The 23,318-nt window shown below is 54.8% G+C and carries 22 protein-coding genes and 1 other RNA gene; 6 read left to right on the forward strand and 17 right to left on the reverse strand.

Going from position 1 to position 23,318, the window contains the following annotated elements:
• Nucleotides 1–45: 45 nt before the first annotated feature.
• The 5 genes from lysS to xerD all read right to left on the reverse strand — a co-directional run bounded on the left by lysS (nucleotide 46) and on the right by xerD (nucleotide 6,149).
• Nucleotides 46–1,563 (reverse strand): lysine--tRNA ligase, encoded by a 1,518-nt coding sequence (gene lysS, locus AOY24_RS12920; protein ID WP_042999370.1) that lies wholly within the window; start codon nucleotides 1,561–1,563, stop codon nucleotides 46–48.
• A gap of 9 nt (nucleotides 1,564–1,572) precedes the next feature.
• Nucleotides 1,573–2,671 (reverse strand): peptide chain release factor 2 gene (prfB, locus tag AOY24_RS12925; RefSeq protein ID WP_099433741.1). Its coding sequence is split into 2 segments (ribosomal slippage): nucleotides 1,573–2,595 and nucleotides 2,597–2,671, totalling 1,098 coding nucleotides; the frame shifts between segments, so codons are not numbered across the junction.
• Between the two features lie 105 nt (nucleotides 2,672–2,776).
• Complete coding sequence (gene recJ, locus AOY24_RS12930) at nucleotides 2,777–4,510, reverse strand: single-stranded-DNA-specific exonuclease RecJ (RefSeq protein ID WP_042999369.1); 1,734 nt, start codon at nucleotides 4,508–4,510, stop codon at nucleotides 2,777–2,779.
• 5 nt (nucleotides 4,511–4,515) lie between these two features.
• Nucleotides 4,516–5,229, reverse strand: a complete 714-nt coding sequence (gene dsbC, locus AOY24_RS12935) for a bifunctional protein-disulfide isomerase/oxidoreductase DsbC (RefSeq protein WP_054176762.1) — start codon at nucleotides 5,227–5,229, stop codon at nucleotides 4,516–4,518.
• Nucleotides 5,230–5,252: 23 nt separating this feature from the next.
• A complete protein-coding gene (gene xerD, locus AOY24_RS12940) occupies nucleotides 5,253–6,149 on the reverse strand; it encodes a site-specific tyrosine recombinase XerD (protein WP_042999367.1) in 897 nt (298 codons plus the stop codon).
• A 100-nt stretch (nucleotides 6,150–6,249) separates the two neighbouring features.
• Between xerD and fldB the strand changes: the two genes are divergently transcribed.
• A complete protein-coding gene (gene fldB / locus AOY24_RS12945; RefSeq protein ID WP_042999366.1) occupies nucleotides 6,250–6,771 on the forward strand; it encodes a flavodoxin FldB in 522 nt (173 codons plus the stop codon).
• Between the two features lie 100 nt (nucleotides 6,772–6,871).
• Here fldB and AOY24_RS12950 read toward each other — a convergent pair whose 3' ends face one another.
• Both AOY24_RS12950 and sdhE read right to left on the reverse strand, forming a co-directional pair.
• Nucleotides 6,872–7,279: a protein YgfX gene (locus tag AOY24_RS12950; protein ID WP_044254016.1), complete on the reverse strand. Its 408-nt coding sequence runs from the start codon at nucleotides 7,277–7,279 to the stop codon at nucleotides 6,872–6,874.
• The gene (gene sdhE, locus AOY24_RS12955) at nucleotides 7,260–7,526 is read right to left on the reverse strand and encodes an FAD assembly factor SdhE (RefSeq protein ID WP_042322123.1); all 267 of its coding nucleotides are present in this window, start codon (nucleotides 7,524–7,526) and stop codon (nucleotides 7,260–7,262) included. The genes AOY24_RS12950 and sdhE overlap by 20 nt, the downstream gene beginning before the upstream one ends.
• A gap of 256 nt (nucleotides 7,527–7,782) precedes the next feature.
• Between sdhE and ygfZ the strand changes: the two genes are divergently transcribed.
• Nucleotides 7,783–8,763, forward strand: a complete 981-nt coding sequence (gene ygfZ, locus AOY24_RS12960) for a tRNA-modifying protein YgfZ (protein ID WP_044254013.1) — start codon at nucleotides 7,783–7,785, stop codon at nucleotides 8,761–8,763.
• A gap of 80 nt (nucleotides 8,764–8,843) precedes the next feature.
• Here ygfZ and AOY24_RS12965 read toward each other — a convergent pair whose 3' ends face one another.
• The gene (locus tag AOY24_RS12965; protein ID WP_044264418.1) at nucleotides 8,844–9,503 is read right to left on the reverse strand and encodes a hemolysin III family protein; all 660 of its coding nucleotides are present in this window, start codon (nucleotides 9,501–9,503) and stop codon (nucleotides 8,844–8,846) included.
• A 162-nt stretch (nucleotides 9,504–9,665) separates the two neighbouring features.
• Nucleotides 9,666–9,977: a N(4)-acetylcytidine aminohydrolase gene (yqfB, locus tag AOY24_RS12970; RefSeq protein ID WP_054176763.1), complete on the reverse strand. Its 312-nt coding sequence runs from the start codon at nucleotides 9,975–9,977 to the stop codon at nucleotides 9,666–9,668.
• A 52-nt stretch (nucleotides 9,978–10,029) separates the two neighbouring features.
• Between yqfB and AOY24_RS12975 the strand changes: the two genes are divergently transcribed.
• Together AOY24_RS12975 and bglA are read left to right on the forward strand one after the other, a co-directional pair.
• Entirely contained in the window at nucleotides 10,030–10,758 is a 729-nt protein-coding gene (locus AOY24_RS12975; RefSeq protein ID WP_044254008.1) for a MurR/RpiR family transcriptional regulator, read from the forward strand.
• Between the two features lie 119 nt (nucleotides 10,759–10,877).
• Nucleotides 10,878–12,311, forward strand: coding sequence for a 6-phospho-beta-glucosidase BglA (gene bglA, locus AOY24_RS12980; RefSeq protein WP_054176764.1), 1,434 nt, complete (start codon nucleotides 10,878–10,880; stop codon nucleotides 12,309–12,311).
• 104 nt (nucleotides 12,312–12,415) lie between these two features.
• Here the strand turns inward: bglA and AOY24_RS12985 are convergent, their stop codons facing one another.
• From AOY24_RS12985 to AOY24_RS13020, 8 genes are all read right to left on the reverse strand, one after another.
• Entirely contained in the window at nucleotides 12,416–13,159 is a 744-nt protein-coding gene (locus AOY24_RS12985) for an SDR family oxidoreductase (RefSeq protein ID WP_042999359.1), read from the reverse strand.
• A gap of 78 nt (nucleotides 13,160–13,237) precedes the next feature.
• Nucleotides 13,238–16,111 carry an aminomethyl-transferring glycine dehydrogenase gene (gene gcvP / locus AOY24_RS12990; RefSeq protein WP_054176765.1) on the reverse strand — a complete coding sequence of 958 codons (2,874 nt, stop codon included), beginning with the start codon at nucleotides 16,109–16,111 and terminating at the stop codon, nucleotides 13,238–13,240.
• A 131-nt stretch (nucleotides 16,112–16,242) separates the two neighbouring features.
• Nucleotides 16,243–16,632 (reverse strand): glycine cleavage system protein GcvH, encoded by a 390-nt coding sequence (gene gcvH / locus AOY24_RS12995; protein ID WP_042999357.1) that lies wholly within the window; start codon nucleotides 16,630–16,632, stop codon nucleotides 16,243–16,245.
• Between the two features lie 25 nt (nucleotides 16,633–16,657).
• Complete coding sequence (gene gcvT, locus AOY24_RS13000; protein ID WP_054176766.1) at nucleotides 16,658–17,752, reverse strand: glycine cleavage system aminomethyltransferase GcvT; 1,095 nt, start codon at nucleotides 17,750–17,752, stop codon at nucleotides 16,658–16,660.
• A gap of 450 nt (nucleotides 17,753–18,202) precedes the next feature.
• Complete coding sequence (ubiI, locus tag AOY24_RS13005) at nucleotides 18,203–19,405, reverse strand: FAD-dependent 2-octaprenylphenol hydroxylase (protein WP_044264426.1); 1,203 nt, start codon at nucleotides 19,403–19,405, stop codon at nucleotides 18,203–18,205.
• Between the two features lie 88 nt (nucleotides 19,406–19,493).
• Entirely contained in the window at nucleotides 19,494–20,672 is a 1,179-nt protein-coding gene (gene ubiH, locus AOY24_RS13010) for a 2-octaprenyl-6-methoxyphenyl hydroxylase (protein WP_054176767.1), read from the reverse strand.
• Nucleotides 20,669–21,985: a Xaa-Pro aminopeptidase gene (gene pepP, locus AOY24_RS13015; RefSeq protein ID WP_054176768.1), complete on the reverse strand. Its 1,317-nt coding sequence runs from the start codon at nucleotides 21,983–21,985 to the stop codon at nucleotides 20,669–20,671. The genes ubiH and pepP overlap by 4 nt, the downstream gene beginning before the upstream one ends.
• Before the next feature lie 27 nt (nucleotides 21,986–22,012).
• On the reverse strand, nucleotides 22,013–22,591 hold the full coding sequence (locus AOY24_RS13020) for a YecA family protein (RefSeq protein WP_125339144.1): 579 nt from the start codon (nucleotides 22,589–22,591) through the stop codon (nucleotides 22,013–22,015).
• Nucleotides 22,592–22,757: 166 nt separating this feature from the next.
• Between AOY24_RS13020 and zapA the strand changes: the two genes are divergently transcribed.
• Nucleotides 22,758–23,087, forward strand: coding sequence for a cell division protein ZapA (zapA, locus tag AOY24_RS13025; protein WP_042999351.1), 330 nt, complete (start codon nucleotides 22,758–22,760; stop codon nucleotides 23,085–23,087).
• 42 nt (nucleotides 23,088–23,129) lie between these two features.
• Nucleotides 23,130–23,313, forward strand: a non-coding RNA gene (gene ssrS / locus AOY24_RS23910) — 6S RNA.
• The last annotated feature ends 5 nt before the right edge of the window (nucleotides 23,314–23,318 follow it).

A 23,318-nucleotide genomic window follows, 5' to 3' on the forward strand; every position in this document is an offset into this window, starting at 1 on the left:
CCCGGCATGTCAGCCGGGGTTTTTTATTAGCCGTCGCCGTGAAGCTTATTTGACCGGACGCATCGCCGGGAACAGGATCACATCACGGATGGTGTGGCTGTTGGTGAACAGCATCACCATACGGTCGATACCAATACCCAGACCCGCGGTCGGCGGCAGACCGTGCTCCAGCGCGGTGACGTAGTCTTCGTCGAAGAACATCGCTTCGTCGTCGCCCGCCGCTTTCGCGTCAACCTGATCCTGGAAGCGCTGCGCCTGATCTTCCGCATCGTTCAGCTCGCTAAAGCCGTTACCGATCTCACGACCGCCGATGAAGAACTCAAAGCGATCGGTGATTTCCGGGTTCTCGTCATTACGACGCGCCAGCGGAGACACTTCTGCCGGGTATTCGGTAATGAACGTCGGCTGAATCAGATGCGCTTCGGCCACTTCTTCGAAAATTTCCGTCACGATACGGCCCAGACCCCAGCTCTTCTCGACCTTGATACCAATGGATTCAGCAATCGCTTTGGCGGAGTCGAAGTTATCCAGTTCAGCCATTTCCGTTTCCGGACGGTATTTCTTGATAGCCTCGCGCATAGTCAGTTTTTCGAACGGTTTGCCGAAGTCGAACACTTCATCGCCGTAAGGCACTTCCGTTTTACCCAACACGTCCTGCGCCAGCGTACGGAACAGAGACTCGGTCAGTTCGATCAGATCTTTATAGTCCGCATAGGCCATGTAGAGTTCCATCATGGTGAACTCTGGGTTATGACGCACGGAGATCCCTTCGTTACGGAAGTTACGGTTGATTTCGAATACGCGCTCGAAGCCGCCAACCACCAGACGCTTCAGGTACAGTTCCGGCGCAATACGTAGGTACATGTCCAGATCCAGCGCATTGTGATGGGTGATAAACGGACGCGCAGACGCGCCGCCTGGGATCACCTGCATCATCGGGGTCTCAACTTCCATAAAGCCGCGACCGACCATGAACTGACGAATACCGGCCAGGATCTGAGAACGCACTTTAAAGGTGTTGCGGGATTCATCGTTAGAGATGAGATCCAGATAGCGCTGACGATAACGCGCTTCCTGATCCTGCAAACCGTGGAATTTATCCGGCAGCGGACGCAGCGCTTTGGTCAACAGACGCAATTCGGTGCAGTGGATAGACAGTTCGCCGGTTTTGGTTTTGAACAGCTTTCCTTTGGCGCCGAGGATGTCGCCGAGATCCCATTTTTTGAACTGCTCGTTGTAAACACCTTCCGGCAGATCGTCACGGGCAACGTACAGCTGAATGCGGCCACCCACGTCCTGCAACGTCACAAAGGACGCTTTCCCCATGATACGACGGGTCATCATGCGGCCTGCAACGGACACCTCGATGTTCAGCGCTTCCAGCTCTTCGTTCTCTTTCGCATCGAAGTCAGTATGCAGTTGGTCTGAGGTGTGATCGCGACGGAAATCGTTCGGGAAGGCGATACCCTGCTCACGCAGGCCAGCCAGTTTCTCACGACGCGTTTTCAGTTCGTTATTAAGATCGGCTACCGCGTCAGCGCCCTGTGCGTGTTGTTCAGACATGTTGGTTCCTCATAACCCTGCTTTCAAACTTGCTTCGATAAATTGATCCAGGCTGCCATCCAGCACCGCCTGCGTGTTGCGGGTTTCAACCCCGGTACGCAAGTCTTTAATGCGGGAGTCATCAAGGACGTAAGAACGGATCTGGCTTCCCCAGCCGATGTCGGATTTAGTGTCTTCCATCGCCTGCTTCTCAGCGTTTTTCTTCTGCATTTCCAGTTCATAAAGCTTCGCTTTCATCTGCTTCATGGCCTGGTCTTTGTTCTTGTGCTGGGAGCGGTCGTTCTGGCACTGCGTCACAATCCCGGTCGGGATGTGGGTAATACGCACCGCGGATTCCGTACGGTTAACGTGCTGACCGCCCGCACCGGATGCGCGATACACGTCGATACGCAGGTCCGCCGGGTTGATTTCGATATCAATATCGTCATCCACTTCCGGGTAAACGAACGCGGAGCTAAACGAGGTATGGCGACGACCACCGGAGTCGAACGGGCTCTTACGCACCAGACGGTGAACGCCGGTTTCCGTACGCAGCCAGCCGTAGGCATATTCGCCAGAAATCTTAATGGTCACGGACTTGATCCCGGCCACTTCCCCTTCTGACTCTTCAATAATTTCGGTCTTGAAGCCGCGTGCTTCTGCCCAGCGCAAATACATACGCTCCAGCATGCTTGCCCAGTCCTGCGCTTCAGTACCGCCGGAACCGGCCTGGATATCGAGGTAGCAATCGGCGCTGTCATATTCGCCGGAGAACATACGGCGGAACTCCAGTTGCGCTAGTTTTTCGTCAAGCGTATCGAGTTCAGCAACGGCTTCGTTAAAGGTTTCTTCGTCGTCGGCTTCTACAGCCAGATCCAGCAGGCCGGAAACATCTTCCAGACCCTGAGACATTTGGTCGAGGGTGTCGACAATCGCTTCAAGCGAGGAACGTTCCTTACCCAGCGCCTGTGCGCGTTCGGGTTCGTTCCAGACGTCAGGCTGTTCCAGCTCGGCGTTTACTTCTTCCAGACGCTCTTTCTTGGCATCATAGTCAAAGATACCCCCTAAGAACGTCAGAGCGCTCCGTGAGGTCCTGAATGCGGTTTTTTACCGGATTAATTTCAAACATGGTCTGATTTCTTTTATTGGACTTGTCAAAATGCGGTGATAAGAGCGGGATTGTACCCAATCCACGCGCTTATTTATAGAGAATAGTGACGGGAAATTGGTCAGATTACACGGGCCAGATATTATCGATGATGATCTGCAAACTGCGGTTGCCGCGAAATTCGTTAATATCCAGTTTGTAGGCCAGCTCGACTTCGCGCACGCCGTTATCCGGCCAGCAGGCAGTGTCGACGTTAAAGGCGATGCCGTCTAACAGCGGTCCTCCGCCAACGGGTTCGACCATCACTTTCAAATGTCGCTCGCCAACCAGACGCTGCTGAAGCAGGCGAAAACGCCCGTCAAACAGCGGTTCCGGGAACATTTGCCCCCACGGACCGGCATCACGCAGCAGTTGCGCGACCTCCATCGTCATCTCCGCGGCGCTGAGCGGGCCGTCAGAGACCACTTCCCCCTGTAACAGCGAGGGATCCAGCCATTCCGTGACCAGCTCGCCAAAACGCTGCTGGAACAGGTCGAATTTTGCCTCTTCCAGCGACAGTCCCGCCGCCATCGCATGGCCGCCGAATTTAATCATCAACCCCGGATGCAACGTATCCAGCCGCTCCAGCGCATCACGCATGTGCAGTCCCTGAATGGAACGTCCGGAGCCTTTTAGCGTGCCATCGCCAGCCGGTGCGAAAGCGATCACCGGGCGGTGAAAACGCTCTTTAATGCGCGAGGCGAGGATCCCGACCACCCCCTGATGCCACTCAGGATGATACATCGCCAGACCTCCGGGCAGCGTTTCGCGACTGCGTTCCAGCTTCTCGCACAGGGTCAGCGCTTCCGCCTGCATTCCCTGTTCAATCTCTTTACGGGTCTGGTTTAACGCATCCAGTTCGTTGGCCAGTACCCGCGCTTCGCCAATGTTATCGCACAACAGCAGCGCCACGCCGACGGACATATCATCCAGCCGACCCGCCGCATTCAGACGCGGACCAAGCGCAAACCCTAAATCGCTGGCGGCGAGTTTTTGCGCATCACGGTTGGACACTTCCAGCAACGCTTTGATCCCCGGACGGCATTTCCCGGCACGAATGCGGCTTAAGCCCTGCCAGGTGAGGATTCGGTTGTTGGCATCCAGCGGCACCACGTCCGCCACAGTGCCCAGCGCGACCAGATCGAGCAGATCCGCCAGGTTTGGCGGCGCAATGCCGCGTTCGTCAAACCAGCCTTTGTCGCGCAGGAAGGTACGCAGGGCGAGCATCAGGTAAAACGCCACGCCCACACCGGCCAGCGATTTCGAGGGGAAATCACAATCGGGCAGATTCGGGTTGATGATGGCTTCGGCGGCGGGCAGCGTCTCGCCCGGCAGGTGGTGATCGGTGACCACGACCGGGATCCCCAGCGCCCTGGCGTGATCCACACCGGCATGGGAAGAGATACCGTTATCGACGGTGACGATCAGCTGCGCGCCACGCGCATGGGCCTGATCGACCACTTCCGGACTTAAGCCGTAACCATCCTCAAAGCGGTTTGGCACGAGGTAGCTGATGTTATCGCAGCCCAGAGCGCGCATACCCAGCACGCTCAGGGCGGTACTGGTCGCCCCATCCGCATCGAAATCGCCGACAACAATGATGCGCGTCCCCTCGCGAAAGGCGTTATAGAGAATTTCGACCGCTTTTTCGACGCCGCTCAGTTGCTGCCATGGCAGCATGCCTTTGACGCTGCGCTCAAGATCCTGAGCACTGCGTACGCCACGGCTGGCATACAGGCGACGTAGCAGCGGCGAAAGGTCGGCAGGCAGTTCTACCGACTCATCGACTTCCCGCCGACGAAGTTGTATCTGTTGTTTCACGCGAATTACTTACCACTGGTCTGTTTTTGGTGCTCGTCAAGAAACGCTTTCATCTCTTTCGGTCCCTGATAGCCTGGCACGACATAGCCGTTGCTCAGCACAATCGCCGGTGTACCGCTTACGCCAAACTGCACGCCCAGCGCATAGTGATCCGCGATGTTCACCTCACAGGTCGCCGCTTTCACGCCTTTGCCTGCCATCGCGTCGTCAAACGCTTTGGCTTTGTCTTGCGCGCACCAGATGGACTTCATATCCTGCTCAGCCTGGCTTTCCAGTCCCTGACGCGGGAAGGCGAGGTAGCGCACGGTAATGCCCAGCGCATTGTAGTCCTTCATCTCTTCATGCAGCTTGTGGCAGTAGCCGCAGGTGATATCGGTAAAGACGGTAATGACGTGTTTTTCCTGCGGCGCCTTATAGACGATCATTTCGTTTTCCAGCGCGTTCAGATGCTTCATCAGCAGCTGGTTGGTCACGTTGACTGGCGTCGCGCCGCTGACATCGTACATTGGCCCCTGAATGATGTGTTTACCGTCTTCTGTCACATACAGCACGCCGCTGTTGGTCAGCACCGTTTTCATCCCGGCAACCGGGGCGGGTTGAATATCCGTGCTCTGCACGCCCAGTTTCGTCAGAGACTGACGGATCGCGGCGTCGTCGGCGTGTGCCAGGCCGGAAAACGCAGTGGTCAGCAGGGTAAACAGCATTAAACCTTTTTTCATAACCTTTCCTGTTCGCTCAGCATTCACGCTCTTGGGTGATGCTGTTGATGAAGTTGACGCAGGCGCGCTGTCGCAACATGAGTATAAATCTGCGTGGTGGAGAGATCGCTGTGACCCAGCAACATCTGCACCACGCGTAAATCGGCGCCATGATTGAGCAAATGCGTGGCAAATGCGTGGCGTAAAACGTGCGGCGACAGCTTTTCACTGTCGATTCCCGCTAAGACGGCATAGTGCTTAATGCGGTGCCAGAAGGTCTGGCGCGTCATCTGCTGCGCGCGCTGGCTGGGAAACAGCACGTCAATCGACACGCCGTTCAGCAGCCACGGACGCCCATGTTCCAGATACGTCTCCAGCCAGTACACCGCCTCTTCGCCCAATGGCACGAGACGCTCTTTATTGCCTTTACCAATCACCCGCACTACGCCCTGACGCAAGCTGACATCGCTCATCGTCAGTCCGACCAGTTCAGACACGCGCAGTCCGGTGGCATATAAAATCTCAAGCATGGCTTTATCGCGTAACTCCAGCGGTTGGTCAACCACGGGAGCTTGTAATAACCGTTCTACTTGCGCTTCACTGAGATCCTTCGGCAGACGCTGCGGGAGCTTGGGCGATGCCAGCGTCGCGCTTGGATCGTCGGTGCGAATTTTCTCGCGGTAAAGATGCTGGAATAGCCGCCGCACCGCGCTCAGCAGTCGTGCGGTACTGGTAGCTTTATACCCACCGTCCATCCGCTCGGCCAGCAAGGCCTGCAGATCGTCACTTTGCGCGGTTTCCAGCGACACCTGACGGTGCGCGAGCCACTCCACCAGCATGGTCAGATCGCGGCGATAGGCGCTCAGCGTATTTTCCGCCAGATTTTTCTCCAGCCAGAGCGCATCAAGGAATTGTTCGATGCGCGCAAGATCCTGTTCCACATCTGCTCCTTTGATTCTGCAGTCTGCCATTATGACTCAATGATACGGGTTTCTGGTACACTACGCGCAAAGTCATAGCAAGTATTGAGACGTTTACGCGATGAATATTGGTCTTTTTTACGGTTCCAGCACCTGCTACACCGAGATGGCTGCGGAGAAAATTCGTGACATCATCGGCCCGGAACTGGTGACGCTGCATAATCTGAAAGATGATGCCCCGGCCCTGATGGAGCAGTACGATGTGCTGATCTTAGGCATTCCCACCTGGGATTTCGGTGAAATTCAGGAGGACTGGGAAGCCGTCTGGGATCAACTGGACGAACTCAACCTCGAAGGCAAAATTGTCGCGCTTTACGGTATGGGCGACCAGTTAGGCTACGGCGAGTGGTTCCTTGACGCGTTGGGCATGTTGCATGACAAACTGTCGACCAAAGGCGTCAAATTCGTCGGTTACTGGCCTACCGAAGGCTACGAGTTCACCAGCCCTAAACCGGTTATTGCCGATGGGCAGTTGTTCGTCGGTCTCGCACTGGATGAAACCAATCAATACGATCTCAGCGATGAGCGTATTCAGGCGTGGTGCGAGCAGATTCTCGGTGAAATGGCCGAGCACTATTCCTGATAACCGTTTTGCCGGATGATGGCGTAAACGCCTTATCCGGCCTACATGACACACCGCATCGTAGGCCTTAAAGCTGCCCGCCATCAGGCATTCGTCGGCACTACCCTTGCGTCGACGGTTGCATCATCAGGCGGCGTAAATCCCGCCATTCCGCCTTATCCATACTGTCAGCCGCGAGCCACAAATGCTGGCGTTTACCGGTTTCTGAGCGCAAGCGCAGCATCATGCCGGTTTTGATCATCCACGGTGCACTGACGATAAGCCAGTCCTGCCCCTGCCAGCGGAGCCGTCCATCCATCAGAAGTTTGACCTCTCCCTGACGGGCGTTAATTCGCCGCTGGCTGCGGACACAGTCAAACACCACCAGCGAAAGCAGTATCAACCACAGCGGCGTGTAGCTCAGCGGCCATGGCATTAATAGAATCGCCGCGGCCACCAGCCCATGCAGAAGGAGTGATAGCCACTGTGCGCGCCATGAGACGCGGAGATCAGATTGCCACAGGACCACGATCCCGATTCCGTGTCTGGATGAGTCGTACCATCTGCTCCAGTTCAGCATCTGCCGGTTTACCGTGATTCATCAACCAGTTGAATAAATCCGGGTCATCACACTCCAGCAGGCGGATAAAAATACGTTTTTCATCATCACTCAACGTGTCGTATTCATGTTCGAAAAACGGCATGATGGAAATATCGAGTTCACGCATACCGCGTCGGCATGCCCAGTGAATACGTGCTTTATTGTTAATATCCATGTTCTTCTTCCTGTCTCACTCAAATGAACTACCCGGCTATTGTAACGTGTTTTTCATCCTGTTTTGCGGGAATATCCGTAACCACAAGCGCGATGGCTAATTAAATCCCCAATAAGTCAATGGGTTCATGTTTTCTGGATGCCGCCTCGCAATCTGTAAGATAAGGCACAAATGGGACTATCAAAGCGCTTGCATTGGGCCATAGCTCTTTTACCATTAGTCATTATCACTGCGTTAAGCAAATCAGGACATTTTTATGGCATTTACTCCATTTCCACCTCGTCAACCCTCAGCTTCAGCGCGTTTGCCCGTGACGCTGATGACGTTAGATGACTGGGCGCTGGCCACGATTACCGGGGCTGACAGCGAGAAGTATATCCAGGGTCAGGTGACAGCTGACGTGAGTCAACTGACTGAACACCAACACGTCCTGGCCGCCCACTGCGACGCTAAAGGAAAAATGTGGAGCAACCTGCGGCTGTTCCGCGACGGCGACGGTTTTGCCTGGATTGAACGCCGTAGTCTGCGTGATGCGCAGGTAGGCGAACTGAAAAAATACGCTGTGTTCTCGAAAGTGACGATTGCCCCAGACGACGAACGCATACTGCTGGGTGTGGCGGGTTTCCAGGCGCGTGCCGCACTGGTGAATCTGTTCAGCGAACTGCCCGACAGCGAAAAGCCTGTCACGCGTGAAGGAGCGACGACCCTGCTGTGGTTTGAACATCCGGTAGAACGCTTCCTGTTGGTTACCGATGTGGCAACCGCGGAAACCGTAACCGAAAAACTGCGTGGTGAAGCCGAACTGAATAACAGTCAGCAATGGCTGGCACTGGATATTGAGGCCGGTCTGCCGGTGATTGATTCAGCAAACAGCGCGCAGTTTATCCCGCAGGCGACTAATCTCCAGGCGCTGGGCGGTATCAGCTTTAAGAAAGGCTGCTATACCGGTCAGGAGATGGTGGCGCGAGCGAAATTCCGCGGGGCGAACAAACGCGCGTTATGGTCTCTGGCGGGTAAGGCCAGTCGTGTACCGGAAGCGGGTGACGATCTTGAAATGAAAATGGGTGAGAACTGGCGTCGTACTGGCACCGTCCTCGCGGCAGTGCAACTGGATGACGGTCAGCTACGGGTACAGGTGGTGATGAACAACGATATGGAGGCCGACAGCGTATTCCGCGTGCGCGACGATGCCAACACGTTGCACATCGAACCGCTGCCCTATTCACTGGAAGAGTAATTCATCAGCACTTGATGGCGCTTCGCTTATCCGGTCTACGGGGAAAAGTCGTAGTCCGGATAAGACGGTAAAGCATCACATCACGCCTGTCCTACGTACAAATAGATGGCCAGAAAGTGGCATACGCTGCCGCCCAGCACAAACCCGTGCCAGATAGCATGGTTGTAGGGAATACGCTTACTGACGTAGAAAATCACTCCCAGCGAATAGACCACGCCGCCTACGGCCAGTAGCGTTACGCCGCCCGCCGCCAGTTTGATCGCCAGTTGATACACCACAATCAGTGACAGCCACCCCATCGTCAGATAGGTCACCAGCGACAGCACTTTAAACCGGTGGGCTATCGTCAGTTTGAATAAAATGCCGAGCAGCGCCAGACTCCAGATAACGATCATTAGCCCACGCGCCAGCGGTGAATTTAGCCCAACCAGCAGAAACGGCGTATAGGTCCCGGCAATGAGCAGGTAAATCGCACAGTGGTCGAATTTTTTCAGCCAGATCTTCGCCCGCTGATGTGGTATCGCGTGATACAGGGTCGATGCCAGAAACAGCAAAATCATGCTGCCGCCGTACAGGCTGTAACTGGTAATCGCTGTCGCACTGGCATTCATGTCCACCGCCTGCACCAGCAACAACACCAGACCGACGATACCAAACACCAGCCCAATGCCATGACTGATGCTGTTGGCGATTTCCTCTGCCAGTGAATATCCTTGCGCGATTAATGGCTTCTGGACCATAACTTACTCCGGAGAAACGAACTTGTTCGTGATTGCGCCTCTAGCGTAACTGAGAATGGTTCCAGTGAACACCTGTTAGCTAAAATAAATATCACTTTAAAACTAATCGTTATAAATCAAGGTGTTGAAGCTCATTTTTCAACTAACAGTTGTTCATTTAATTCAAAGGCGTTTAAAATCAATCACATAAAACTGTGACTGATTCGGGTAAATCTCGCCAATCACCCGCTTCAGTTCCTCCAGCGTCATGTTTTCCTGTTGTGCATGTTTTTCCGTCAACGTGTCGAGCGTGACGGTTGACGTTCCCAGCACCTCAATTGTGCAAAAATAGCCATCGTCCTCGAAACGCCCTACCCGCAGAATGTCACCGGTCCTGAAGTGAGATTCTGACTCATCACGAATAGTGATCGTTTTACGCCCTGCCAGAATGTCGTCCTGGAAACGCTGAAAAAAAGTGATGTCATTTGGCTGCATGTTATTATTCCCTTTAGGTAAAATCTGATGAGTGAGTATTGCCATTGTGAGTATGTTCTCCCACGCTGCCATCGCCAGTCTCAACAACATTGAGATGTTGGTCTACAACTATGTCATCAAGAACCGTGACAAAGTCATGTACATGACCATTCGGGAACTGGCTGAAGCGGCGGGTGTATCGACCACCACCGTGTTGCGTTTCTGTCGCAAGCTTAACTGTGAAGGCTACTCTGAATTTCGCGTACGCTTTAAATTATATTTAGAGCAGAACGAACCGCAACAGGCTAATTTTGGTGCCAGCGAGATTATCAGTTTCTTTAAAGGGGTAAATAACGATGAATTTGATCAATTACTCGATCAGGCTATAGAGATTATTTTATCGTCCGAGCGCATTATATTTGTCGGTGCCGGTACCTCAGGGGCCCTGGCGAAATATGGCGCGCGTTTTTTCTCAAACGTCGGGAAATTCAGCAACCACATTGATGATCCTTATTTCCCGGTGACGAACGACATGGCGCGTAATGCGCTGGCGATTGTGTTATCGGTCTCTGGCGAAACCGAAGAGATCCTGCGCTTTGCCAGCCAGTTCAGCCTGCATAACTGCAAAGTGCTTTCGATTACCAGCCATGAACACTCGCGCCTCGCCAAACTGGCGGACTTTAATCTCTCCTGGCATGTGCCGCAAACCCGCATTGCTGGCGTGTACGATATCACCACGCAAATTCCCGTTATTTATATTCTCGAATCCCTTGGCCGAAAGCTGGCGAAAAAAATAGCGTAAAAAAACAGACTGTTTTTTGGCGGTAACAAATTACCGTTTCGCTATTTTGTTATATCGTGACATTTACCTTCCCTTTGTTAGACTCAAATCAGTTTGTATTAATTTGAGATGACGCAACGATGAAAAAACTCACCTTACCAAAAGATTTTCTCTGGGGCGGCGCGGTTGCTGCACATCAGGTTGAAGGCGGCTGGAACAAAGGCGGTAAAGGTCCGAGCATTTGTGACGTTCTGACCGGCGGCGCGCATGGCGTACCCCGTGAAATCACTCAGCAGGTGGTGCCGGATAAATATTACCCAAACCACGAAGCGGTCGATTTTTATGGCCACTATAAAGAAGACATTAAGCTGTTTGCCGAAATGGGCTTTAAATGCTTCCGCACGTCCATCGCCTGGACCCGAATCTTCCCACAAGGTGACGAAACACAGCCAAATGAAGAAGGGCTGAAATTCTACGACGACATGTTTGATGAATTGCTCAAGTACAATATCGAACCGGTCATTACCCTTTCTCACTTTGAAATGCCGTTGCACCTGGTTCAGCAGTACGGCGGCTGGACTCACCGCAAGGTCGTTGATTTCTTTGTTCGTTTTGCCGAAGTGGTGTTTGAACGCTATAAGCATAAGGTCAAATACTGGATGACCTTCAACGAAATCAACAACCAGCGCAACTGGCGTGCGCCGCTGTTTGGCTATTGCTGCTCTGGCGTTGTTTATACCGAGCACGAAAACCCGGAAGAGACCATGTACCAGGTGCTGCACCACCAGTTTGTTGCCAGCGCGTTAGCCGTGAAGGCGGCGCGTCGCATCAATCCGGAGATGAAGGTGGGCTGCATGCTGGCGATGGTCGCGCTGTATCCGTTCTCCTGCAAGCCAGAAGACGTCATGTTCGCCCAGGAATCCATGCGCGAGCGTTATGTTTTCACTGACGTTCAGTTGCGCGGTTACTACCCGTCCTATGTCCTCAACGAGTGGGAGCGTCGCGGCTTTAACATTAAAATGGAAGACGGCGATACCGCGATTCTGCGTGAAGGTACCTGCGATTACCTCGGTTTCAGTTACTACATGACCAACGCAGTGAAGGCCGAAGGCGGCAGTGGCGATGCCATTTCGGGGTTCGAAGGCAGCGTACCGAATCCGCACGTCAAAGCCTCCGACTGGGGCTGGCAGATTGACCCGGTGGGTCTGCGCTACTCGCTGTGCGAACTGTATGAACGTTACCAGAAACCGTTGTTCATCGTTGAAAACGGCTTTGGCGCTTACGATAAAGTAGAAGACGATGGCAGCATTAACGACGACTACCGCATTGACTATCTGCGCGCCCATATCGAAGAGATGATGAAGGCGGTCACGTATGACGGTGTGGATCTGATGGGTTACACGCCATGGGGCTGTATCGACTGCGTCTCTTTCACCACCGGCCAGTACAGCAAACGTTATGGCTTTATCTATGTGAACAAGCACGACGACGGCACGGGTGACATGTCCCGTTCACGCAAGAAGAGTTTCGACTGGTACAAAGCCGTGATCGCCAGCAACGGCGAGTTGCTGTGAGCTTTTGCCGGATGACGGTGTAAACGCCTTATCCGGCCTACATGCTCTTACGGGAAAGGGAATATAAGCCGGATATCGCGCAGCGTTATCCGGCAAACATTACATTACTTCCCGCCCGCCAGTTCCAGAAAACTGCCCGTGACATACGACGCTTTCTCGCTCAGCAGCCAGGCAATGGCCTGCGCCACCTCTTCCGGCTGTCCGCCGCGCTGCATAGGTAACATCGACTTCACGCGATCCACCCGTCCAGGCTCGCCGCCGGAGGCGTGGATTTCGGTGTAAATTAGCCCCGGACGCACACCGTTGACCCGTATACCCTGCGCCGCCACCTCCAGCGCCAGTCCCGTCGTCAGAGAATCGACAGCCCCTTTCGACGCCGCATAGTCAACATATTCCCCCGGCGCGCCCAGCCGCGACGCCGCTGACGACACGTTCACAATCGCCCCGCCGTGACCGCCGTGTTTGTGCGACATCCGCTTGACCGCTTCGCGACAGCAGAGGAAATACCCCGTCACGTTGGTCGCCAACACGCGGTTAATCCGCTCGGCAGAGAGGTTTTCGATTGTACTTTGTTCAAACAAAATTCCGGCATTATTGACCAGCGCCACCAGCGGCTCATTTTCACGGTCGATCGATTCGAACATCGCCACGACCTGCGCTTCGTCACTGATATCTGCACGCAGGGTAAACGCGTTCCCGCCAGCGGCGACTATCTTATTCACCACCTCGGTGGCAGCCCGAATATTATGATGAAAATTAACGGCAACCGTGTAACCCTCATCTGCCAGCTGCAACGCGGTCGCGCGCCCAATGCCACGACTGCCGCCGGTAACCAGTGCGATTCCCATAGCGTTCTCCCGATATGAAAAAGCCGGGTGGCGGCTTCGCCTTACCCGGCCTACAAATGATTTACTACCGTGGCAAAATTACTGGTATTTGCTCATCGGCACGCAGGAGCAGAACAGGTTACGGTCGCCATAAACGTCATCAAGACGCTTCACGGTTGGCCAGTACTTGTTCGCTACACCCGCCGGGAAGACCGCCACTTCACGGCTGTAACCGTGATTCCACTCTGCTACCAGCTCGTTTTGGGTATGCGGCGCGTTAACCAGTGGGTTATCTTCCAGCGTCCATTCGCCGCTCTGCACGCGATCGATTTCCGCACGAATCGCCAGCATCGCGTTGATAAAGCGATCCAGTTCCACTTTGCTTTCTGATTCCGTTGGCTCAACCATCAGCGTACCCGCGACCGGGAACGACATGGTCGGCGCATGGAAGCCGTAGTCGATCAGGCGTTTGGCAATATCCAGTTCACTGATACCGGTCGCTTCTTTCAGCGGACGGATGTCGAGAATACACTCGTGCGCCACGCGACCATCGCGGCCGGTATACAGAACCGGGAATGCGTCTTTCAGACGGCTGGCAATGTAGTTGGCATTCAGAATTGCCACCTGACTTGCCTGCTTCAGTCCTTCAGCGCCCATCATGCGGATGTACATCCAACTGATTGGCAGAATTGATGCGCTGCCGAACGGTGCGGCAGACACCGCGCCCTGACGGGTCAGCATCCCTTCAATCTGCACCACACTGTGGCCTGGTACAAACGGCGCAAGGTGCGATTTCACGCCAATCGGTCCCATGCCTGGGCCACCGCCGCCGTGCGGAATGCAGAAGGTTTTGTGCAGGTTCAGGTGCGAAACGTCAGCGCCGATAAATCCCGGCGAGGTGATACCCACCTGAGCATTCATATTTGCGCCGTCGAGATAAACCTGACCACCGAATTGATGCACGATCTCGCACACTTCGCGGATCGTCTCTTCGTAAACGCCGTGGGTAGACGGATAGGTCACCATGATGCAAGAGAGATTTTCGCCCGCCTGAGCGGCTTTTTCACGCAGATCGCCAAGATCGATATTCCCGTTCTTATCACAGGCCACGACCACTACCTGCATCCCCGCCATCTGTGCGGAAGCCGGGTTAGTCCCGTGCGCAGAGGCCGGGATCAGGCAGATATCGCGATGCCCTTCATTGCGGCTTTCGTGATAATGGCGGATCGCCAGCAGACCGGCGTATTCCCCTTGTGCACCAGAGTTCGGCTGCATACAGACGGCGTCGTAACCGGTCAGTTTGACCAGCCAGTCAGAAAGCTGACCAATCATCTGATGGTAGCCTTCCGCCTGTTCTGGCGGGCAGAACGGATGCAGTTCGGCAAATTCCGGCCAGGTAATTGGGATCATTTCCGCTGCCGCATTCAGCTTCATCGTGCAGGAACCCAGCGGGATCATCGCCTGATTCAGCGCCAGATCTTTGCGCTCCAGCGAGTGCATGTAGCGCATCATCTCAGTTTCACTGTGATAGCGATTGAATACCGGGTGGCTCAGGATGGCGTCATCACGCAGCATACTTTCCTGAATTGAACGACTGTCGTGCGCCACCTCTTTGTCCAGGGTGTCGATGTTCAGACCGTGGCCGTCACCCAGCAGAACCGTAAACAACTGCAAGACATTTTCACGGGTGGTGGTTTCATCAAGCGTAATGCCGACTGCGTTATGGATATCACTGCGCAGATTGATTTCTGCCGCTTGCGCACGCGCCAGCACTGCGGCTTTGTCCGCCACTTCCACGCACAGTGTGTCAAAATAGTGGGCATGACGCAGTTTCAGCCCTTTTTGTTGCATGCCCACGGCCAGGATATCGGTCAGACGGTGGATACGATTCGCAATGCGTTTCAGGCCAACCGGGCCATGATACACGGCATACAGGCTGGCGATGTTTGCCAGCAGTACCTGTGAGGTACAAATGTTGGAGTTCGCTTTCTCGCGGCGAATATGCTGCTCACGCGTCTGCATCGCCATACGCAGCGCGGTATTGCCCGCCGCATCTTTCGATACGCCGATAATACGACCCGGCATGGAGCGTTTGAATTCATCTTTTGCTGCAAAAAATGCCGCGTGTGGACCGCCATAGCCCATCGGTACGCCAAAGCGTTGCGCAGAGCCGAAAACAATGTCCGCGCCCTGTTTGCCCGGCGCGGTCAGCAGCACCAGCGCCATAAAATCGGCAGCAACGCTGACGATCACTTTGCGTGATTTCAGTTCGCTAATCAGCGTGCTGTAGTCGTGGACTTCACCGGTGGTACCCACCTGCTGTAACAGCACGCCGAACACATCCTGGTGATCCAGCACTTTCGCCGCATCATCCACAATCACGTCAAAACCAAAAGTTTCCGCACGCGTACGAACAACATCCAGCGTTTGTGGATGCACATCTGCGGCAACAAAGAAACGGTTCGCGTTTTTCAGTTTGCTGACGCGCTTCGCCATTGCCATCGCTTCTGCAGCCGCAGTGGCTTCATCGAGCAGCGAAGCGGAAGCCATGTCCAGACCGGTCAGATCCAGTGTCACCTGTTGGAAGTTCAGCAGTGCTTCCAGGCGGCCCTGAGACACTTCCGGCTGATAAGGCGTATAGGCGGTGTACCAGCCCGGGTTTTCCAGCATGTTACGCAGGATAACCGGTGGCAGTTGCACGGCGGTATAACCCATGCCGATGTATGACGTGAAGCGCTTGTTACGCCCGGCGATGGCCTTTAATTCTGCCAGCGCGGCGTATTCGGTCGCCGCCTCGCCCACCTGCGGCGGGGTTGCGAGCTGAATGTCTTTCGGCACAATCTGGCCGATCAGCGCGTTTAACGACCCGGCACCAACGGCATTCAGCATCTCTTGCTGTTGCGTGGCGTCCGGTCCGATGTGGCGTTCAATGAAAGCGCCGCTGTTTTCAAGCTGGCTTAACGTCTGTGTCATGGGCGATGGTTCCTGAAACGTGCAGTGAATCGTGATTGTCTCTGTCTGCGAGCCCGGTGGCGCTAACGCTTACCGGGCCTACGCATGCCTTCCAGGCCGGATAAGCGCAGCGCCATCCGGCAAAGGCAGATTTACTCGTCTTCTAACAATGCTTCGTACGCAGTGGCATCCAGCAGCGAGTCCAGTTCGCTCTCATCACTGGCTTTGATTTTGAAAATCCAGCCATCGGCGTACGGCTCGCTGTTCACCAGTTCCGGGGAGTCGCTCAGGGCATCGTTAACGGCCACGATCTCACCGCCGATCGGCGCATAGATATCAGAAGCGGCTTTGACCGATTCGGCAACCGCGCAGTCATCACCCGCGCTCACGGTCGTGCCGACTTCCGGCAGGTCAACAAAAACCATGTCGCCCAACAGTTCCTGAGCGTGTTCGGTAATGCCAACGGTGTAAGAGCCGTCAGCTTCTTTGCGCAGCCATTCGTGTTCTTTACTGTATTTCAGTTCTGCTGGTACGTTGCTCATCAATCAATCTCCAGAAAAGGATGAATCACGCGACGGCTTTGCCGTTACGCACAAAAACAGGTTTAGTGACTTTTACCGGCATTTCGCGGTTGCGAATCTGCACAATGGCCGTTTCGCCAATGCCCGCTGGTACGCGCGCCAGCGCGATGCTGTAGCCCAGCGTCGGAGAGAAGGTACCGCTCGTGATAACGCCTTCCAGTTGATTACCCTGGGCATCAGTGAAACGTACCGGCAGTTCATTACGCAGAACGCCTTTTTCGGTCATCACCAGACCAACCAACTGCTCGTGGCCTTTTTCACGCTGGAGTTCCAGCGCTTCACGCCCGATAAAATCGCGGTCAGTCGGCTCCCAGGCGATAGTCCAGCCCATATTAGCCGCCAGTGGAGTGATCCCCTCATCCATCTCCTGGCCATACAGGTTCATACCCGCTTCCAGACGCAGCGTATCGCGCGCGCCCAGACCACACGGTTTCACCCCCGCTTCCACCAGCGCACGCCAGAAATCCGCCGCCTTTTCATTCGGCATCGCAATCTCATAGCCCACTTCACCGGTATAACCGGTCGTGGCGATAAACAGGTCGCCGGCCTGCACGCCGAAGAACGGTTTCATGCCTTCAACGGCTTTGCGCTGCTCGTCAGTAAACAGGGATGCCGCCTTCGCCTGCGCGTTAGGCCCCTGCACCGCGATCAGCGACAGGTCATCACGCACGGTAATGTCGATGGCATAAGGTTCAGCGTGTTGGGTAATCCAGGAGAGGTCTTTTTCGCGAGTGGCGGAGTTAACAACGAGGCGGAAGAAGTCTTCGGTAAAGTAATAGACAATCAGGTCATCTATCACGCCGCCCGAGGCGTTAAGCATACCGGAATAAAGCGCCTTGCCGGTTTTCGTGAGCTTTGCCACATCGTTCGCCAGCAGATAACGCAAGAACTCCCGAGTGCGACTGCCGCGTAGATCGACGATGGTCATGTGCGACACATCAAACATTCCGGCATCGGTGCGAACCGCATGGTGTTCATCGAGCTGAGAACCATAATGCAGCGGCATCATCCAGCCGTGGAAATCGACCATGCGCGCGCCGCATAGCGTGTGTTGTTCGTACAAAGGCGTCTGTTGAGCCATCTTGTCCTCATTGAATAAGCGGGGCTGACCACCCTTTCGCAGCGAAAATTGTCGCCACGAAACCCGGCATCGACGTCACTCCTGGACTCCGACGCAAACGTTCTCTTTGCCCCTGAACTTACCACCGAAATCCACGCTAAACCATAAAACAAAATTAACCATCACATTAGCTTATGACCAAAAACCGCCAAAACACCATCAGCATAAAAAACCATTGAAAAGGCCATTAATACAGATAAATGATAAGCACTCATCCATAACAGCCGCACATATCAATATTAAACGCTAAAAAAATGTCAAAACTGGCGTTGCGAGAAAATCATGACATTAGAAAATATAATGCGAAAAGAAGAGTGAAATTAGTTTATTTCAAATGAGGGAAACCTCCCGGCGAAGACGCCGGGAGAAGGAAATGTGACGGGTTTCAAATTCTTTAAAAAGAGGGAATGCTTAGCGAAGCCACTCAGGCAGATCGTTTAATCCCATTGCCTGACGGAGAAGTTGCGGTTTAACGCCAGGGAGCGTATCAGCCAGTTTCAGCCCTATATCACGCAGCAGTTTTTTCGCCGGATTCGTCCCCGCAAACAGCTCGCGGAATCCCTGCATGCCCGCGAGCATCATCGCGGCGCTGTGCTTACGGCTACGCTCATAGCGACGCAAATAAAGGTACTGACCGATATCTTTACCCTGACGATGCAGACGTTTGAGTTCATCCACCAGTTCTGCTGCATCCATAAAACCGAGATTTACGCCCTGTCCGGCCAGCGGATGGATAGTATGCGCAGCGTCGCCCACCAGCGCCAGACGATGCGCGGCAAACTGACGCGCATAGCGTCCTGTCAGTGGAAACACCTGGCGGTCGCTTTCCACCTGACACAGCCCCAGACGATTATCAAACGCGATGTTCAGCGCCTGATTAAATTGCTCATCGCTAAGCTGCTGCATCTGTTCAGCCGCTTCCGGCGCAAGCGACCAGACGATGGAGCACAAATGCGGATCGCTGAGCGGCAAAAACGCCAGAATGCCTTCACCGTGAAACGCCTGACGGGCAACAGCACCGTGCGCTTCTTCGGTGCGAATAGTCGCGACCAGCGCATGATGGCGGTAATCCCAGAAGGTCAGCGGAATGTCTGCCTTATTGCGTAGCCACGAATTCGCCCCATCGGCGCCAATCACCAGACGCGCGGTGAGCATTGCGCCATCTTTCAGCGTCAGGAAGGCTTCGTTTTCCCCCCACGCCACCTGCTGCAATTCGGCAGGCGCCATCAGCGTGATATCGGAGGATTGCTGCGCTTTTTGCCACAGCGCGTAATGGATCACGGCGTTCTCTACGATATGGCCCAGATGGCTGTAGCCCATGCTTTGGTCATCAAATTCAATGCGGCCAAAGCTGTCCTTATCCCACACTTCCATCCCGTGATAACAACTGGCGCGACGAGCCACAATGTCTGACCAGACGCCCAGACGGGTAAGCAGTTTTTCACTGGCGGCATTGATCGCCGACACGCGAAGCGCAGGATCGGCATCCATCGCCAACGGCTGCGGTTCGCGCTGTTCGAGCACAGCGACACGTAAACCGCTGCCCTGTAACCCGCACGCGACAGCCAGGCCAACCATGCCTCCACCCACGATTGCTACATCAACACTTTGCACTGTTTACTCCTGGAAATCGGAAACCGCCATCGGGCGTCATGTTCGTATAAATACCGGATGGCGCTTCGCTTATCCGGTCTGGAGATGTTTACCGCGCCACCCAGCCTAACGTCCGCTGCGCAAACGCATTGCGGGCGGGAGGGCATAATTCCATGGTCATCAGTCCCATGTTGCGCCCAACAACCAGCGGCGCCCAGCGGTTGGCAAACAGATGGACCATACTGTCCGTCACGCCGACCGTAGCCTGGCGATCCCCCTGACGACGCTGTTGATAGTGCGAGAGCACGGCGTAATCACCGACGTCCCTGCCCGTTGCCTGCGCTTCAGTCAGCGTTTCGGCGAGGCTCATAACATCGCGCAGTCCGAGGTTGAACCCCTGCCCTGCAATCGGATGCAGCGTCTGCGCGGCGTTACCCACCAGCACGGTACGGTGCGTGAATGCCTTCGCCGCCGTGGTGAGCGACAGCGGATACGCGCTCCGTTTGCCTGCGTGCGTGATTTTCCCCAACCGCCAGCCAAATGCCGTCTGGAGTTCGCGACAGAAACGTTCATCTGACCAGCTCAGAATCTTCTCACGGTGTTCCAGCGGATGGCACCACACCAGCGAACTGCGCCCTTCAGACATCGGCAGCATCGCCAATGGTCCATGCGCCGTAAACCGTTCAAACGCGCGGCCATTATGTGCAACGGCGGTTGAGACGTTAGCGATCACCGCCAACTGCTCATAGGGTTCCTGTTGCCAGTCAACGCCGCAGGCGGTGGCCAGCGCTGAACGGGTACCATCCGCTGCCACCAGAACGCGTCCGACGATCGTTTCGCCCGTCTCCAGCGTGACATTCACCTGGTCTTCGGTACGCGACACGCTGGCAACCCGATCCGGGCAGTGCAACGTGACGCCAGGCGCTTTTCGCAGCAGAGCAAACAAGCGTAACCCCACGTCATGCAGCTCAACCACCTGACCCAGCGCCGGAATGCGATAGTCCTCAGCGTCGAGCGTCACAAAACCGGCATGACCCCGATCGCTGACGTGGACGGTATTGATCGCGGTGGCGCAGTCGGCAATTGCCTGCCAGACGCCAATGCGTGCCAGTTGTTGGCAGGTCCCCGCCGCGAGCGCAATCGCCCGGGCATCAAACCCGGGATGACTGTCCGCTTCGGGGGCAGTCGCTTCAATCAGATGAACCGGCAGCATCCCCTGACTCAACCGGGAAATCGCCAGCGCCAGCGTCGCGCCCACCATGCCACCGCCAACAATGATCACGCTCATGCCTTTTTCGCCGCCGCCATTAACGCTTCAATCTCATCCGCCTTTTTGACGACGCCAACGGTCAGATTTTCGTTGCCGTTTTCGGTGATCAGAATGTCATCCTCAATACGGATCCCGATCCCCCGATACGCTTCCGGGACATCGGCATCAGGCGCAATATACAGCCCTGGTTCAACGGTAATCACCATTCCTGGCTTCAGGATGCGGGAACGATCCTGCTCATATTCGCCGACATCATGGACATCCAGCCCCAGCCAGTGGCTCAGACCGTGCATAAAGAACGGACGATGCGCATTATCGGCGATCAGTTGATCCACTTCGCCCTGCAAAATACCCAGCTTCACCAGCCCGGTAATCATAATGCGCACGACTTCGCCGGTGACTTCCTGAATCGAGGTGCCCGGACGGTACAGACGCAGGCTGGTTTCCAGTGATTCCAGGACGATGTCGTAGATTTCACGTTGCGCCGGGGTAAATTTGCCATTCACCGGGAACGTTCGGGTGATATCCCCGGCATAGCCCTGGTATTCACAACCTGCATCAATCAGCACCAAATCGCCGTCGCGCAGTTCACTTTCATTTTCGGTGTAATGCAGAATACAGCCATTTTCACCGCTGCCCACAATGGTGTTGTAGGACGGATAGCGTGCGCCGTGGCGAGTAAATTCGTGGTGAATTTCGCCTTCCAGGTGATACTCAAACATCCCCGGACGGCATTTCTCCATCGCCCGGGTATGCGCGAGTGCCGTAATTTCTCCGGCGCGACGCATCACCGCAATCTCTTCAGGCGACTTAAACAGGCGCATTTCATGCACCATCGGCCGCCAGTCGATCAGGGTCGACGGCGCTTTCAGGTTCTGGCGTGAGCCTTTGCGCAGTTTTTCCAGCGCGGTGAAGACAATCTCATCCGCATACGCATATTCGCCCTGCGCGTGATACACCACGTCAAGACCGTTAAGTAGTTGAAAAAGCTGTTGATTAATTTCGCTGAAGGCCAGCGCGCGATCCACCGCCAGTTTTTCCGGCGCGGCATCTTGCCCCAGACGTCGACCAAACCAGATTTCTGCAGTCAGATCGCGAACGCGGTTGAACAACACGCTGTGGTTATGGGTATCGTCGCTTTTAATCAGTACCAGAACGGCTTCCGGTTCGTTAAAACCGGTGAAATACCAGAAATCGCTGCTCTGGCGATACGGGTATTCACTGTCCGCGCTGCGCGTGACTTCCGGCGCGGCAAAAATCAGCGCGGCGCTGCCTGGCTGCATTTGCGCAAGCAGTGCCTGGCGACGACGTTGGTATTCCTGCGGTGTCATGACGTGGCCTCCATTATCGTTTTCTTTTTAGTGTAGGGTCGGTTTACGCACTTCCGGTGCGGTCGGCGGCTGACGAGTGAAGGTATCGTGGCACAGCAGCGCCGCGACACGCACATACTCGATGATCTCTTCGAGCGACATCTCCAGCTCTTCCTGATCTTCCTCTTCGTCATAGCCGAGCTGCGCGATATTGCGCAAATCGTCGATGGCTTCGCCCGTTTCTCCGGTCACTTTATCGAGCTTCGGCTGCGTGACGCCGAGGCCAAGCAGGAAGTGATTAACCCATCCCGCCAGTGCGTCTGCACGATCGAAAACGCTCACGTCATCGCCTTCAGGCAGATAAAGCTGAAAAAGGAAACCATCATCTTCCAGCGCGTCGCTGGTCGCGGAGTGCATTTTACGCAGCGCCTGAGCCAGTTCATGACCGAAGGCCAGCCCTTCGTTCGTCAGGTCGTGAAGCAGCGGCTGCCAGGAGCTGTCGTTATTACCACCGCAAATCATCCCGCTGATCAAACCGTGCATTTCCGCTGGGGTCAGTCCGGCCCCTTGTTGGTTCAAATACTGGTTCATTTCACTGTAACCAGGCATTTCGTTCTGTATAGACATAAGCATTCGTCATCAAAGGGAGGATATTCATGGTATGCTACCACTTTGGACCCTGGTGAACCAGAATAGGGCTTGTATCTTCACACTAGGGTAGCTATAGTGTCGCCCCTTCGCGGACCCAGGGTCTGGAGACGAAGGCAGCACAGTCAATCAGCAGGAAGGTGGCATGTCTGCACAACCCGTCGATATCCAAATATTTGGCCGTTCACTGCGAGTGAATTGCCCGCCTGAACAAAGGGATGCGTTGAATCAGGCTGCGGACGATCTGAATCAGCGGTTGCAAGATCTGAAAGTTCGCACTAGAGTCACAAATACTGAGCAACTGGTATTCATTGCTGCACTGAATATTAGCTACGAACTGGCTCAGGAAAAAGCGAAGACCCGCGACTACGCGGCGAGCATGGAACAACGTATTCGGATGCTCCAACAGACCATTGAACAGGCACTGCTTGATCAGGGTCGCATAACCGAAAAAACGAACCAAAACTTTGAATAACACTTTTCGGTTTACTATGGTAGAGTGACCGTGAAGACAAAAATTTCTCTGAGATGTTTGCAAGCGGGCCAGTCCCCTGAGCCGATATTTCATACCTCAAGAATGTGGCGATCCATGGTTGGTGAGCATGCTCGGTCCGTCCGAGAAGCCTTAAAACTGTGACGACGCATTCACCTTGAACCAAGGGTTCAAGGGTTACAGCCTGCGGCGGCATCTCGGAGATTCTCCTTC

Origin of the sequence: Citrobacter sp. CtB7.12, from assembly GCF_001297795.1 — a bacterium.
Lineage (GTDB): Bacteria > Pseudomonadota > Gammaproteobacteria > Enterobacterales > Enterobacteriaceae > Citrobacter_A > Citrobacter_A amalonaticus.

Coding starts and splice junctions, on each gene's coding strand:
- lysS (WP_042999370.1), bottom strand. CDS start 1,563: ATGTCTGAACAACACGCACAGGGCGCTGACGCGGTAGCCGATCTTAAT.
- dsbC (WP_054176762.1), bottom strand. CDS start 5,229: ATGAAAAAAGGTTTAATGCTGTTTACCCTGCTGACCACTGCGTTTTCC.
- fldB (WP_042999366.1), top strand. CDS start 6,250: ATGAATATTGGTCTTTTTTACGGTTCCAGCACCTGCTACACCGAGATG.
- sdhE (WP_042322123.1), bottom strand. CDS start 7,526: ATGGATATTAACAATAAAGCACGTATTCACTGGGCATGCCGACGCGGT.
- ygfZ (WP_044254013.1), top strand. CDS start 7,783: ATGGCATTTACTCCATTTCCACCTCGTCAACCCTCAGCTTCAGCGCGT.
- AOY24_RS12965 (WP_044264418.1), bottom strand. CDS start 9,503: ATGGTCCAGAAGCCATTAATCGCGCAAGGATATTCACTGGCAGAGGAA.
- yqfB (WP_054176763.1), bottom strand. CDS start 9,977: ATGCAGCCAAATGACATCACTTTTTTTCAGCGTTTCCAGGACGACATT.
- AOY24_RS12975 (WP_044254008.1), top strand. CDS start 10,030: ATGTTCTCCCACGCTGCCATCGCCAGTCTCAACAACATTGAGATGTTG.
- bglA (WP_054176764.1), top strand. CDS start 10,878: ATGAAAAAACTCACCTTACCAAAAGATTTTCTCTGGGGCGGCGCGGTT.
- AOY24_RS12985 (WP_042999359.1), bottom strand. CDS start 13,159: ATGGGAATCGCACTGGTTACCGGCGGCAGTCGTGGCATTGGGCGCGCG.
- gcvP (WP_054176765.1), bottom strand. CDS start 16,111: ATGACACAGACGTTAAGCCAGCTTGAAAACAGCGGCGCTTTCATTGAA.
- gcvH (WP_042999357.1), bottom strand. CDS start 16,632: ATGAGCAACGTACCAGCAGAACTGAAATACAGTAAAGAACACGAATGG.
- gcvT (WP_054176766.1), bottom strand. CDS start 17,752: ATGGCTCAACAGACGCCTTTGTACGAACAACACACGCTATGCGGCGCG.
- ubiH (WP_054176767.1), bottom strand. CDS start 20,672: ATGAGCGTGATCATTGTTGGCGGTGGCATGGTGGGCGCGACGCTGGCG.
- pepP (WP_054176768.1), bottom strand. CDS start 21,985: ATGACACCGCAGGAATACCAACGTCGTCGCCAGGCACTGCTTGCGCAA.
- AOY24_RS13020 (WP_125339144.1), bottom strand. CDS start 22,591: ATGTCTATACAGAACGAAATGCCTGGTTACAGTGAAATGAACCAGTAT.
- zapA (WP_042999351.1), top strand. CDS start 22,758: ATGTCTGCACAACCCGTCGATATCCAAATATTTGGCCGTTCACTGCGA.